Origin of the sequence: Peribacillus sp. Bi134, assembly GCF_918698065.1 — a bacterium.
In the GTDB taxonomy this organism is placed as follows: Bacteria; Bacillota; Bacilli; order Bacillales; family DSM-1321; genus Peribacillus.
The window spans coordinates 124,164-137,698 of record NZ_CAKKLN010000008.1; the positions used below are offsets into that span (position 1 = coordinate 124,164).

The 13,535-nt window shown below is 39.0% G+C and carries 15 protein-coding genes; 4 read left to right on the forward strand and 11 right to left on the reverse strand.

The window, feature by feature from the left end:
• Positions 1–67: 67 nt before the first annotated feature.
• Together LQ188_RS18975 and LQ188_RS18980 are read right to left on the reverse strand one after the other, a co-directional pair.
• Positions 68–1,093, reverse strand: a complete 1,026-nt coding sequence (locus tag LQ188_RS18975) for a 2-keto-3-deoxygluconate permease (RefSeq protein ID WP_034310693.1) — start codon at positions 1,091–1,093, stop codon at positions 68–70.
• 84 nt (positions 1,094–1,177) lie between these two features.
• Positions 1,178–2,143, reverse strand: a complete 966-nt coding sequence (locus LQ188_RS18980; protein WP_230177804.1) for a sugar kinase — start codon at positions 2,141–2,143, stop codon at positions 1,178–1,180.
• A 309-nt stretch (positions 2,144–2,452) separates the two neighbouring features.
• On the opposite strand from LQ188_RS18980, the gene kduI reads away from it, so the two are divergent.
• From kduI to LQ188_RS18995, 3 genes are all read left to right on the forward strand, one after another.
• Positions 2,453–3,283 carry a 5-dehydro-4-deoxy-D-glucuronate isomerase gene (gene kduI, locus LQ188_RS18985; protein ID WP_101225031.1) on the forward strand — a complete coding sequence of 277 codons (831 nt, stop codon included), beginning with the start codon at positions 2,453–2,455 and terminating at the stop codon, positions 3,281–3,283.
• A gap of 47 nt (positions 3,284–3,330) precedes the next feature.
• On the forward strand, positions 3,331–4,107 hold the full coding sequence (kduD, locus tag LQ188_RS18990; RefSeq protein ID WP_230177805.1) for a 2-dehydro-3-deoxy-D-gluconate 5-dehydrogenase KduD: 777 nt from the start codon (positions 3,331–3,333) through the stop codon (positions 4,105–4,107).
• A gap of 180 nt (positions 4,108–4,287) precedes the next feature.
• On the forward strand, positions 4,288–5,295 hold the full coding sequence (locus LQ188_RS18995) for a LacI family DNA-binding transcriptional regulator (protein WP_230177806.1): 1,008 nt from the start codon (positions 4,288–4,290) through the stop codon (positions 5,293–5,295).
• 113 nt (positions 5,296–5,408) lie between these two features.
• Here the strand turns inward: LQ188_RS18995 and LQ188_RS19000 are convergent, their stop codons facing one another.
• Genes LQ188_RS19000 through LQ188_RS19010 form a run of 3 tightly spaced genes read right to left on the reverse strand, consistent with a single transcriptional unit; the run spans position 5,409 to position 6,821 of the window.
• Positions 5,409–5,912 carry a GrpB family protein gene (locus LQ188_RS19000; protein WP_230177807.1) on the reverse strand — a complete coding sequence of 168 codons (504 nt, stop codon included), beginning with the start codon at positions 5,910–5,912 and terminating at the stop codon, positions 5,409–5,411.
• A gap of 40 nt (positions 5,913–5,952) precedes the next feature.
• A complete protein-coding gene (locus LQ188_RS19005) occupies positions 5,953–6,453 on the reverse strand; it encodes a hypothetical protein (RefSeq protein WP_101224830.1) in 501 nt (166 codons plus the stop codon).
• On the reverse strand, positions 6,450–6,821 hold the full coding sequence (locus tag LQ188_RS19010) for a hypothetical protein (protein ID WP_230177808.1): 372 nt from the start codon (positions 6,819–6,821) through the stop codon (positions 6,450–6,452). The genes LQ188_RS19005 and LQ188_RS19010 overlap by 4 nt, the downstream gene beginning before the upstream one ends.
• 109 nt (positions 6,822–6,930) lie before the next feature.
• Here LQ188_RS19010 and LQ188_RS19015 point away from each other — a divergent pair, with 109 nt between their 5' ends.
• Positions 6,931–7,428 carry a VanZ family protein gene (locus LQ188_RS19015; RefSeq protein WP_230177809.1) on the forward strand — a complete coding sequence of 166 codons (498 nt, stop codon included), beginning with the start codon at positions 6,931–6,933 and terminating at the stop codon, positions 7,426–7,428.
• 441 nt (positions 7,429–7,869) lie between these two features.
• Here the strand turns inward: LQ188_RS19015 and modA are convergent, their stop codons facing one another.
• The 6 genes from modA to LQ188_RS26850 all read right to left on the reverse strand — a co-directional run bounded on the left by modA (position 7,870) and on the right by LQ188_RS26850 (position 13,269).
• A complete protein-coding gene (modA, locus tag LQ188_RS19020) occupies positions 7,870–8,670 on the reverse strand; it encodes a molybdate ABC transporter substrate-binding protein (protein WP_230177810.1) in 801 nt (266 codons plus the stop codon).
• A 95-nt stretch (positions 8,671–8,765) separates the two neighbouring features.
• Entirely contained in the window at positions 8,766–9,935 is a 1,170-nt protein-coding gene (locus tag LQ188_RS19025) for a glycosyltransferase (protein ID WP_101224833.1), read from the reverse strand.
• Between the two features lie 102 nt (positions 9,936–10,037).
• A complete protein-coding gene (locus LQ188_RS19030) occupies positions 10,038–10,637 on the reverse strand; it encodes a DedA family protein (RefSeq protein WP_101224834.1) in 600 nt (199 codons plus the stop codon).
• A gap of 17 nt (positions 10,638–10,654) precedes the next feature.
• A complete protein-coding gene (locus LQ188_RS19035) occupies positions 10,655–11,353 on the reverse strand; it encodes a polysaccharide deacetylase family protein (protein WP_101224835.1) in 699 nt (232 codons plus the stop codon).
• A gap of 734 nt (positions 11,354–12,087) precedes the next feature.
• On the reverse strand, positions 12,088–13,071 hold the full coding sequence (gene bioB / locus LQ188_RS19040; RefSeq protein WP_101225033.1) for a biotin synthase BioB: 984 nt from the start codon (positions 13,069–13,071) through the stop codon (positions 12,088–12,090).
• A 75-nt stretch (positions 13,072–13,146) separates the two neighbouring features.
• Positions 13,147–13,269: a hypothetical protein gene (locus tag LQ188_RS26850; protein ID WP_290370127.1), complete on the reverse strand. Its 123-nt coding sequence runs from the start codon at positions 13,267–13,269 to the stop codon at positions 13,147–13,149.
• Positions 13,270–13,535: the final 266 nt, after the last annotated feature.

Here is a 13,535-nt window from a genome sequence, read left to right on the forward strand (position 1 = left end):
ATCACAAAAAAGCAGCCGGGATAATAACCCCAGTTGCTTTTTGGATAACGCTTACATTTCATTTGTTTTACTTCGCTTTTTGTATGGAAGCCACATTTTGATCTTTCAAAATAGTTGGTTTCATGCCTCTTCGCTGCGGAATGCCTCTTTCCTCCTGTTTCTTTGCAACCCACATTGTCAGCATCGGTGTCAGGATCGCCGTCACCAATACACTTGTCGCGATGATCGCTGTTGCCGATTCTGCTACAGGAGCGAATTGCGGGTTTAACTCGGCGATGATGAAAGGTACAGCAACTGCGGCACCCGCTGTTGAAGAAGCCGCGACCCCAGCAACACCATCGGAGCCAGTAACGTAACGGTCCAGCAGATATAAGACACCTCCGGAAAGGAAGACGACGGCAACACCCATTAAAATTCCCATGAATCCGGATTTTAAGATCATGCCAAAATCCAGCCCGAATCCTAGAGCCAATGCGAAGAACGGGATAAGGACCGGTACGGCCTGTCCAAAGAATTCCCGGCACTCTTTATCGATATTCCCTACAATCATCCCGACTGCAAATGGAATCAATGTAGAAACAATTGTTTGCCATGGGAAGGTTGCAAGGCCTCCAACACCGAGGATGATCATCGTGAAGAACGGTCCGCTTTCAATACTGATGAACGGGAATGCCGCAGCATCTTCCGTTCTGCCCAATTTTGTCATGAGTGCGGTATAAAGACCACCGTTCGTTTCATTAAAAGCCGCTATCAGCACTAAAACCGAAAGACCGGAAAAGAGACCAGTTTGAATCCCATTCTCTGGAAGAAGCAAAGCTGCACCATATCCTAATAATGCCGCAAAAACGACTTTACCGATAAGCAATGTAAATCCTTTTCTTGCAATATACCCGGATTGCTTAACATCTATCGTAGCTCCGACACAAAAGAAAAAGACGGCTAGTATCGATGCGGTACCCGTTAGCATCGCACCTGTAAATCCACCAAAGAAGGTTGCTGTGTCAGGAAAAATAGTATGTATCAAAGCACCTATGAACAACGGGACAACCATCATGCCACCAGGGATTTTTTCTATTGCGGCTTTTATTCTCATCACAATCTCTCCACTTCATTATCAAATTTATGATTATTTGTAATTGGAAGTCTAGTTGTGGAGTTAACTGGTTGCAGTTATCGATCAATCAACGTTTAATAGTTTGTTCTGGCTTTCAATAAAGTCCTGTAATTTTTTCCGGCTGGGCATACCATCCATATCACCAGGAGACATGACTTGCAGTGCGCCAATCGCATTACCCCGAGTAACGGCTTCCATCGTGGATATACCTTCAAGCAAGCCGCTGATCACCCCGACGGCAAAACCATCGCCGGCCCCTACTGTATCAACGACTTTTTCGGGTACAAATCCTTTAATATACCCTTCTTCATTCGCATTTTTATAATAGGCTCCCTCTGCTCCAAGCTTGATGACGATCATTTTAACTCCTTTGTTCAAATAAAATTCGGCCACCTCCTCAGGTGTTTGGAGTCCTGTTAAAACTTCCGCTTCAGACATGCCTGGAAGAAAGAAATCACAAATGTAAGCTAGCTGATTAATGCAATCCACCATTTTTTGTTTATCCGGCCATAGGTTAGGCCGTAAATTTGGATCAAATGAAACGGTTTTTCCTTGATTCCTCATAAATTTCATGGCAGCAACGGTAAATTCATGGCAGCTTTCAGATAATGCGGATGGGATACCTGTTGCATGCAGATGTTTAGCCTGCAGAAAATATTCTTCCGAGAAGTCGTCAATTTCCAGAGTAGAAGCTGCTGAATTTTTTCTGAAATATTCCACTTCTGGGTCTCCATCCAGCACTTTAGATTTGATTAGCATTCCTGTTGGGTGATTACTTGTAAAACGGATACCTGTCGTGTCGACTTTTTCTTTATTCAATTCTCCGATGATGAACTTACCGAAACTGTCGTTGCCAAGTTTCGTCATATAAGCAACATCTAAATCAAGACGCGCCAATCCGCAAGCTACGTTTGATTCGGCTCCCGCAATCGCTCGGGAAAAGGATTTAACTTCGTGTAAAGGTTCTGCTTCATTTGCATAGAACATGGTCATCGGTTCCCCAAAAGTGATCACATCTAATTCTTTCATTCCTAATTCCCCCTGAAAAAGGTGTATTACGGTTTAGTAAACCAAAACCGTAAGAAAGCGCTTTCTTTTTATTAAAGTCAGATTACCATATAAACCAGTTTTTAACAACACTAATCTTCATATTTTTATTTTGCATAAAAACATAGTTTTAATCATTTATTTCTTCTTTCACACTGATTAATCTACTAAAATTTTCTATTATCATTGACTATTTGGAAAATATTATATATATTTTTAATATTGGTAGCGCTAACATTTTGAATATTCACGATAAACCGTTTTACTAAATAGGAGGTTATTTATATGCATATGGAAAAACGTTATTCCATTCATCCGTCACAAGCCAAACACTTTGATACAAGTGAAATCCGCAAAAACTTTTTAGTGGAAAATTTATTTCTCGATGATGACGTTTCTTTATGCTATTCCCTTGATGACAGGATCATCATAGGAGGAATCAAACCTGTTTCTAAAGAGGTCAAGCTTGAGGGCCATGATTTCATAAAAGCTGATTATTTTCTTCAACGAAGAGAATTAGGTGTATTTAATATAGGGGGATCAGGAAGGATCTCAGTTGATGGGGAGGTATATCCCCTTCAAAATCGTGATTGTCTGTATATAGGATTAGGTTGTAAAGAGCTGATTTTCAGTAGTGATTCAGACTCCGAACCTGCTAAATTTTATTTAGCCTCTGCTCCAGCACATAAAAATTACCCCATTCAACACGTAGCATTCAAGGAAGTGCAAGGTGATGAAATGGGATCACAGGAAACGGCAAATAAGCGGACGATTCGCAGAATGATTCATGAAAAAGGTATCCAAAGCTGCCAACTGTGTATGGGAATGACTGAATTGGCCCCAGGAAATGTCTGGAACTCCATGCCTCCTCATGTTCATGACCGCAGAGTGGAAGTTTATATGTATTTTGACTTAGCAGAAGATGCCATTTTGTTCCACATGATGGGGGAACCCGATGAAACAAGGCATATTGTAATGAAAAATGAACAAGCTGTCATTTCACCTCCATGGTCCATACATAGTGGTTCCGCTACAAGCAACTACACATTTATTTGGGCAATGGCCGGAGAGAATTATACATATGAGGATATGGATAACTTTCCTATTTCAGAAATGAAGTAACATGCTAAGAATAGTTTACTAATCCATATGGGGATGGAGGAAATTAGATGAGTTTACTGGATTTTTCAATGGACTTTTTCAGTTTAAAAGATAAAGTTGCCATCGTAACAGGAGGAAATACTGGATTAGGACAAGGATATGCGGTTGCATTAGCAAAAGCAGGTGCAGATGTTTTTATCGTTGCCCATGGTGATAATTGGAAAGAAACAAAGGATTTAATCGAAACGACCGGCCAAAAAGCAGTCTTTTATCAAGCAGAACTTACGAATAAAGACAGCCTTAAAGGTGTTGTAAAAGGCTGTCTTGATGCATACGGGAAAATCGATATCCTTGTTAATAATGCAGGAACGATTCGCCGTGCTCCTTTATTGGAATATAAAGACGAAGATTGGAATGCAGTAATGGACATTAACCTAAATTCCCTGTATTTTCTTAGTCAGTTAGTTGCCAAAGAAATGGTTGAACAAGGCAGCGGAAAAATTATAAATATCGCTTCGATGCTAACCTTCCAAGGAGGGAAGTTCGTTCCGGCATATACAGCGAGTAAACATGGCGTTGCCGGGCTGACTAAAGCATTCGCTAATGAATTGGCGTCTAAAAACATTCAAATAAACGCGATTGCCCCAGGATATATTGAAACGGCCAATACTGCCGCGCTACGTGCAGATGAGTCAAGAAACAAGGACATTCTCTCAAGGATCCCGGCTGAAAAATGGGGAACACCATTTGATGTCATGGGAACCGTCGTTTTTCTTGCAAGCAAGGCCTCTGACTATATGAATGGCCATATTCTCGCTGTCGATGGAGGCTGGCTCGTTCGTTAATGATTAAGGTTTGCAAATGAATATGTTTATGGTTAACACCCTTAGCCAAAGTGCTTAGGGTGTTTCTTACATCCAATGTTTAACAAAATCTGCTAACTGGCGTTGGAATCGTAATGCTCCTTTGTTATGATGAAGGTAACCCGTTCTATTTCAAGAAATAATATCCTTTAGGAGAACATCATGAAAAAAAAGAAAACTACCATATCAGATGTTGCTGAGAAGGCCGGTGTTTCCAAAAGTACGGTTTCTCAATATATTAACCAACGTTTTCGTTATATGAGTGCTGAAACAAAAAACAGAATCGAGCAAGTCATCCAAGAACTTGATTTTCGCCCCAATGATAATGCCAGGAATTTAAAAGTAAAAAAAACAAAAGTGATAGGCATACTCGTAGCTAATATTTTACATACTTTATCCACTGAAATCATTCGTACCGTTGAACAACAGCTTCAGCAGCATGGCATGAAGGTATTCATATGTGACTCTGCCGATGATCCAGAGAAAGAAAAGGAATACCTTGATTTGCTTGTTTCTACACAAGTAGATGGAATCATCATTTTTCCGGTAGGAAATGATTTTAAAGTCTATAATTACTTGATCGATCATTCAATTCCAATGGTATTCGTTGATCGATTAGTTGATGGAGTTACATCCGATTCCGTTCTTTTGGACAATCATGCTGCAATCTTTTTAGCTGTTTCCATGCTGGCTGAAAAAGGACACGAAAATATTGCTTTTTTAACCTTACCGATTGATATCCCGATCACACCAAGATTGGAAAGAATCGAAGGATTCAAAAAAGCGATGGCATCTCATAAATTGGAAGTCAGGGAGGATGATATTCATTCTTTACCAAGAAATCGAATTCAAGAAAAATTGGCCCAGATATTCGATGCAGAAAAACCTCCAACAGCCATTGTGGCAGGAAATGATTTAGTGTTACGTGAAATCCTTAGCTATTTGAAAAAGCAAAAACTCTCGATTCCTGGGGAAGTGGCCATTGTCAGCATTGATGATGTCGCTTATACGGAGTTTTATGAACCATCCATCACAACTATTGGACAACCCATACAGCAAATGGGAATTAAAACAGCAGAGTTATTATTGAACCGGATAACCAATTCGGATCAGACTCCGTACATTACTTACCGGTTTGCCCCTGAACTAATTGTTCGGAGTTCATGCTAATCGCCCATAAAAAAACGGCAGTTTAAATTGACTGCCGTTACCTCTTGTCCTAAGAAAAGCTAACCTTTGGTGTTTCATTTTCTTTCAGTTAAGAAACATTGCAAGAAGAACTATCATCTTGCTGACTCTATGACATTTTGGATAAATGGAGCTTTTGCTTTCGTGTACCCCACTATATCCCCAGGATGCTTTTGAGCTAAGGATAATTTTAATTCCTGATATTGTTTCCTTACGTCAGGATGATTTCTTAGATAGTCCCTAAACGAAAGTTGATTCTTCCACTGTTCACTTCCGAATCTATAGATATGCAAATGATGTGTCCCCGCTCTCCATTGGCCTTTTCTAAAAAAACGCCTTTCGGGAAATTCCTGATGCGGGACAAATTCATATCCAATCGATTTCAAGGGCTCAATGAATGTGTCTGCTACATCTAAATGCCGGACGCCAACCATGATGTCCAAAATCGGTTTTGCCCCCAACCTTATGACAGATGTACTTCCAATATGCTCAACACAAAGGCAAGAGTTCTTTAAAACCCCCATTATCCTCGCTTTTTCCTGTTGAAATTCATTAACCCAATCAGGGTTATAATCCTCGATTTTTACTGTTTTCTCCATATAATCACTCAACTTTTCAGGTAAAAGATATTATCAGCCATTATTTCTCATCACGTGACCATTTGACGATCGGATCTTGCGTACTCGGCTCATAGTAAGTTCCGACATACACCTTTTCTTTCCCGGTTATTTTATTCGTTCGGATGACTGTATATCTTCCTTTATCATAATTTTTGGTAAGATAATATTTCCGGTAAGAAAACCCTTTTTCGGGGCCGGTTAATTTCTCTTTAGTTTTATACGCTTCCGGCTTGTTTAAGCTCTCTTTCACTACACTTCTAATATTCAGCGGAGTTCCCTCAAGCTTAACATCACTTCGGAAATCGGCGCTCCTTGTCTCGGCTTTCCCTAAAGGCACGGATGCCATTTCGATCGTTTCTTGGGTTTGTTCCGAAAATGATTTTGTGACACTGTATGAATACAGGATATTCATGGAACTTATATTGTCTTTCATTTTGCCAGCAAATTCAGGCATGGCAAAATTCAATAGAAAGGTGATCGATATACATACGATTAATAAAGTAAGCGAAATTTTCTTCATATTTCCTCTTTCTCAACTATGTATTCCTGTAATCCAACTTGTTCATTTTCCTTTGGAATAATTCCAAATTTAGCGATTAATAGAATGGCAAGAAAAACAAAACAGCAAAAACTAGTATTATCACTTGTAATAAATGAAGCCGGTATAATATGAGATGAGAGTAATGAATTCAAAATATAAGAAAAAAGAAAACCCGAATAGGATAGGCAAATCAGGTAGTTTCCAATCAATACCCTCTTGTAATGAACATACTCCGACTTATTTCCGTTCCTGATACTGACACAATGTCTAAATTGCCTAATGAGGCCGTATGTGAAACCAATAATTAACATGACTGCAATGAGAAAATCAATTATTGCTTCCTCCACTTTTACCCCTCCTTGCCCTAAAAAACTTGTAAAATATTACATTAAACTCATCATATACCATTTATGATAAAATGATAAATATTTCCTACTTTAATATTGGAGTTGTATCATGAAAATTTTTGTGAAAATTGTATTATCGTTATTTATGGTTCTTTATCTATTAATCCTTACAAAGCTCATTTTATTTAAAACCCTCTCGATAACCGAAATGAATGGTCATATTATTTTTACCTTCAATGGCCGATATTGGGGGTCCCATAACTTCATCCCTTTTAAAACCATTTTCCATTACCTGTTCTTAGCGGATGTAAATACATCCATCCGGATTGAGAACATAGCGGGGAATATCATCGGTTTTGTACCATTTGGCTTGATGCTTCCATTAATATCAAAAAGATTTTCCCAACTCATATCGATCTTGATTGCAACATTCTGTTTTAGCTTCACCTATGAGGTTCTTCAGCTTTTATTTGAATTAGGAAGTTTTGATACTGATGATATGATCCTGAATACTCTTGGCGGGACTATAGGATACCTGCCGATTAAGCTGTTTTACACAGTTTTCAAAAAGAATGGAACCATTCACAGCCAGGCCCAAGGACAGTAATTTGCTGTCCTTCTTTTGTCACAAGTTACTTTCACGCCGCTGCCGAATTATTGACGCGTAGGTTGAAATATCATGTCCTTATTCTTACGTTTAAAGCGAGACAAGGTTTCAATATAAAGGAAAATATACCTAATATTACTGTAGGTGCATAAAAAAAAGACCACCAGATTGGTGGTTACAGCCTGTAGACAAATTCAAAGAACAGCAAGAGATGTTTCAGTTGATTTCAGAAATCCGCTCCCTTTCCGCCGACTGCCTGCCAAGCCTCCTCGCCGCGAGCGGCTGCGGTGTCTCGGCTATCCAGTAATTCGGCAGGAGTGTCGCAAATTTCTTCAATCCAATAAGGATTACAGTAAAAAAACATTAAGTATAATCTAGTCTTGTTTTAAAATTTAGGTAGAACCCCATTTTGTCTACAAACCCAGGCCATCAGATTGGTGGTTATTTCAAATTTTTAAATCCGTATTTTTCAAAGATTTTCATGGAGTCTTCCGTTTGGAGATAATCATAGAATAGCTTGGCTTCCTTATCATGATCCAAGTCATTGATCATTCCGACGGGATATATGATCGGGTCGTGTAAATCTGCCTGGGCTGCTGCAATGATTTCAATTTTCGATGAGTTGAGCGCATCCGTTTTATAGACGAGGCCTGCGTCCACGTTTCCCGTTTCCACATATGTAAGCACTTGCCGGACATCCTTTGCATATACCAATCGATCTTCAACCTCTTTAAAGAGGTTCATGTTTTCCAAAGTTTGTTTCGCATATTGCCCTGCCGGTACAGACTCTGGAGTGCCAATCGAAATTTTTTCTGCCTTTGTAAGGTCTTCCAGCGATCCGATTTCCTTTTTGGAATCCTTTGGCACCACCAGCACCAGATCATTGCCGACTAAATCGATTCCGTTTTTCTCTTCAATAAGATCTTCCGCTACTAATTTATCAAATTTATCTTCTGCAGCTGAGAAAAACAGGTCAACAGGCGCGCCTTGGGATATCTGCTGCTGAAGAGCTCCAGAGGCTCCAAAGTTATAATGAACTTCTACATTTGCATTCTCTTTTTCAAAAGACATCTTTATATCATTTAAGGCATCTTGCAAACTTACAGCTGCGGAAACCGTCAATTCCACTTTACCTCCGGCTTGCGCCTTCATTTCCGTTTTTTCCGCTTGATCATTTGAACAACCTGCGATCGCTGCCGCAAGCAGCATAATCGAAAAAATCATAAGGTATGTTTTTTTCAAAGTCACTCTTCTTCCGACCTTTCATTTTAGGTTGGCTGCTAATTCAGCAGCCTTCCGTATTCATTCTTTCATTTAGATTCCGAACACCATGCATCTCAGCTATAAAGAAGTTTGGGCTGTCGGGCTAGATAGGAAGGTGTACCATTTTGATTAAGACTAAGGATCAATTTCATGACCTCCACTATTCCCTCAGGTTTCTCCAACTCTATTTCCTTATGATAAGCTTCTATGGATGTGTTCCACTTTTTCATTTTTTTCTGATCCTTCAATATACCCAGCAATTGTTTTTCAAAAGGCTTTTTCTGATTAAGTTTAAATACAAGTCCTTGTTGTTTTAAATATTGCAGATTAATTTCCTCCTGCCCGGGAAGCCTCGAATGAACAAAAATGGGAAGCCTTTTTCGCAATGCTTCGCTAATCGTGACACCGCCCGGTTTCGTAACGATTGCGTCAACTTCTTCATAAAGCTTATTCATTTCAGACCTTGATGAGATATAAGGCAATGGTTTGATATGTGGTAAGTTCCATGTTTCGATTTCTTCATAAAGCTTGTTGTTATTTCCGCAAAGGACTAAATAATCAAAGTCGGTTGAATTCTTTAACTCATCACCTAAGTTCAAAATCCCTCCAAGACCGCTATTTCCTCCGGATATCAAAATTTTTGGCCGTGCTGTGTTTCTTTGGACACGGGCATTTTTAGTGATTTCCTCGTGCACGGGAATTCCAGTGACCATCATCGTTTGTTTTGGTATTTGACGCTTACTCATCAGCTTTTCTTTTACTTCTTGACTAGGAAGAAAATGGGCATCTATCCCTTCGCTTCCCCACACATTATTAATAAAGTAGTCCGTGTACACATTTATAACCGGTGTGCTGCACTTCCCTTTCATCTTTAGCTGACTTAAAAGATAGGAAGGAAAACCGTGTGTACACACAATTAAATCAGGCTTTTCTTCTGCTATCAATTGTTCCAATTTATTCATGAATAGTTGCTGATACCACTTAAATATCCGTTCCTTTGGCGTGTGCACATAAAACAGATTCTTATAGGCAAGATTATAGGTTTCCGGCGCATAACGGATCCATGTAAGATAACTATTTACAATGATTTTTTCTAGAGAGGTATTGGTATAGCTGATTAGATCGATTTTCTTATAAGTAATCCCATTTGAATGCTTTTTTAACATATCCATTAATGCCTCTGCAACTTGATGATGTCCCGACTGCATTCGAAAGAGAGGTAAAAACAAAATTTTCTTCTTCATATATGTGTCATCTCCTAAGAAATCATTCTGAAAATACAAAATATATAGTTCATGATATCTTCTTCTTATAATAAAATTCCAATTTTATAATAAGGAGCCGACTCAACCTTTGGACATTTGTTTTCTCTTTTTAATGTATTTGATAGAAACATAAAGTGCAAAAATAACTAAAAATACAAGCCCTAAATATGGAACATATTTAGGATTAACATTAAAAGCATCCCCGATATAATAACCGGCCACTATAAAAGGGACGGTCCATAGAATAGTGCCAAATAGGGAAAATAGGAAGTATTTCCGAAAAGGTATAGAAGAGATTCCTGCGAAATATGGACTAATTTGTCTTATTCCCGGAATATAAAATCCAAATACTAATGTTTTTTGTGCATTATCCGTATAGTTTTTCTTTGCTTTCTCCCAGCGTTCAGTCGTAATCCCAATGAATCTTCCAAATTTATTTATAAATGGATACCCCACATATTTTCCGCATGCATAAGCTGCAAGCATTCCGATAAAGGCGCCGAGAATTGCACACAGCATTGCCAAACCCAGTGAGAGCTTACCTTGTGCTACCAACACCCCAATCAGAAATAAAAGTGATTCTTCAGGAGCAGGCACTCCCACAATGCCGAAGAATAAAAAAAGAAAAATGATCAGGTATCCATATGAATCAATAAAATGTAAAAGCGTATCTATATTCATAATACCCCCAGAATTATTTATAAGTCTTTTAAAGTAATAAAGTAAATTCCTTTTTCCTTACTCTCCTGTAGGTAAATTTTTAACATTTCAATCATATAGCCTGGTGCTTCTTTATCCGCTCCCAATGTTTCACCACAGTCATGAAGCAACAGGATGGAACCTTCTGTCGAAGTGCTTCGCAGTTGATCAAGCAAAGTATTTCTGCAATTTTCGACTTTCCAATCCCCGAAGATGCCGGACCACATCACCACTCTATATTTCTTACTGAAAAGTGGTGTGAACATATTAAAATGGCCCCATGGCGGTCTATAAAAAACAACCTTTTCATTCGTAACTTCATTTATCGCCTTTTCAGTCATTTCCAACTGTTTCCGTAAATGGATTGGTGATAGCACCCAGCTTGAAACATGATGATAATGGTGGATCCCTATAGTATGTCCCTCTTCATGCATTCTTTTAATAATCTCAGGATTTCTTTTCACCTTACTGCCAACAACAAAAAATGTGGCCTTTATCTTATACTCTTTTAAAAGATCAAGTAATTTTATTGTATATTCAGGGTTTGGGCCATCATCGAAAGTTAGCGCAATCCCATTATTCAAATTGATTTTTTTTGTTATTCCCAGACTGCATACACGAATAAGCACCGTTGGGATAATAGTATAAAATATTAATAGCAATAATAAAATAATAAAACTAATCAGCCATATATGCATCACACAAAACTATCCTCTCATTATTGATATTACCAATACTGATTCTTTCCCTATATCATATTCATTTACCACAATGCAGCAAATTTTATTGTATTCAGGTAATTCATTAAAAAAACCTCTTCTTACAATTTAGCATTTTTTTTTCATTATTTTCACTTATCAATCATTTTTTTATTTTTGTAAAATTTTACTGACCACTAGCCTGCTTACTGCAAAGTAATAAAACACCTATAAAGAAATTAGAATTAGAGCAGTTTGCCTGCATTTTTTTCATTTAAAAACCTTCGAGTTGATTTCAGAAATCCGCTCCCTTTCCGCCGACTGTCTGCCAAGCCTCCTCACCGCAAGCCGCTGTGGGGTCTTGGCTAGCCAGTTATTCGGCAGGAGTGTCGCCAATTTCTTCAATCCAATAAGGGTTAGAGAAAAAACATGAAGGGTAATCTAGTATTGTTTTTAGACAAATTCCAAGAAAAATCGAGTGTGCCTGCGGTTTTTTTCATTTAAAAACGTTCCAATTGTTATCATCCGGAGCATTTTTTGCCGTTCACGATTTTTTCATCCATCAACGCTCATTTTGCGGCCGTCCACGCACCTTATTCGACCGTTCTCGAATTTATTCGACCCTCCACGCACTTTTTCCGACCCCAATTGGGTCTTCTTTTTGCCGACAAACTGAAAAAAACACCCTAAGGGTGTTTTTTTAAATCCATATTGTTTTCCAATAATCCTCTTTATCAAAGAGCACATTCTTCAATTTCGAATCCCAGGTCTTCTATGATTCCCCAATCTGCTGTGGGTTCTTGACCAGCTGTCGTTAAATAATCGCCGACGAAGATGGAATTGGCTGCATAAAGTGCCATGGGCTGCATGGAACGGAGATTGACCTCACGACCGCCGGCCAGACGGATTTCTTTACTCGGATTAACGAATCTCATCATCGAAATCAATTTCAGGCATTTAGTGGGGGTCAACTCGGAAGTTCCCTCAAGCGGCGTTCCGTCAATTGCATTGAGAAAATTACAAGGAATGGAATCTGCATCAAGGCTGCGTAGGGATAGTGCGATTTCCACCGCTTCCGACTCAGATTCCCCCATACCGAAAATGGCACCAGAACATGGGGACATTCCGGCTTCTTTTACAGCTTCGACTGTATCTACCCGGTCTTCATATGTATGTGTCGATGTAATTTTACTGTAGTTTTCCTGTGATGTATTCAAATTGTGGTTGTAGCGATGAACGCCTGCTTCCGCAAGTTTGCCAGCATGTTCCTCATTCAGGAAACCTAAACAGCAGCAGATTTTAAGATCCGTCGTTTCGCGGATTTCTTTTACTGCTTCAATGACATGATCGATTTCCCTGTTGGTCGGACGACGGCCAGACGCAACGATGCAGTAAGTACCCGCTTTGCGACGAATTGATTCTTGCGCTCCCTCGACAATCTTTTCTTTCGTCAACCAAGCATATTTATCGATTGGGGCTTCCGATACGATCGACTGCGAGCAGTAGCCGCAATCTTCGGGACATAATCCTGATTTCGTATTGATGATCATATTCAATTTAACTTTTTTCCCATAATGATGCTTGCGTATGAGGTAGGCCGCATTCAAAATTTCCAAAACCTCTTCGTCTGGGGCTTGTACGATGGATAATGCCTCTTCCTCCGTCACTTTATATCCTTTGATAACGTTCTCCGCTAACATCTTCCAGTCCCTTAACATTGTTTCCAAACCTATCCCTCTTTTCTTTATTGTGTGCCGAATCGCTGGTTTATGGATTCCTTGACTATGCAATTCCTAGAAAAGGAGCATAACCCGGTCTGGTAAATAAAGACCAAATGCCTGCAATATCTGCCTGATGCTCCAACCGCGAATGCCTCCATCTCCAATCCACTTTCCCTTCAAACCAAGTAGTCGCATGTGCACCATCCAACCACAATGGGCAGCACTTAACATTTAGCAGTATCAATACTGCCTGGCGATTTAGGTAAATTTGTTAACCTTAAATATTTTAAGTTAACATATCGATAGAATAATAACATACTAACAAAATATTATTCAATGGTCTTTTTCAATATTTTCCTAGTCTCTCCTTTAAATCCCGATAAAGATGGCTTTTTATATGTTAACTAAACAATAAATTAGTTGACATATAAAATAGAAATCAGGCAAACTAATAGTGGGCA